Source organism: Paenibacillus sp. F024 (assembly GCF_057814255.1).
Window position 1 is genome coordinate 1 of the sequence record NZ_JBVASZ010000213.1, and the last position, 249, is coordinate 249.

Below are 249 nucleotides of genomic sequence, written 5' to 3' on the forward strand. Positions count from 1 at the left end.
CCCCCTCAAGATGAGATTTCCCAATTAGTAAGACCCCTTGTAGACGACGAGGTAGATAGGTTCGGGGTGGAAGCGCGGCAACGTGTGGAGCTGACGAATACTAATCGGTCGAGGGCTTATCCAAAAAATATATGATCAGCAGCAGCTTTGGTTTCGATCCAGTTTTCAGGGTGCAAGCCTTGAAGCTTACGACGCAGTTTTGCTAAAGCAAAACTCTTAGTTTGGTGATGATGGCGGAAGGGAACCACG

1 rRNA gene is annotated in these 249 nt (G+C 48.6%); it reads left to right on the forward strand.

The window, feature by feature from the left end:
- A 23S ribosomal RNA gene (locus ACZYR9_RS27995) occupies positions 1-124 on the forward strand; the annotation flags it as partial.
- Between the last annotated feature and the right edge of the window lie 125 nt (positions 125-249).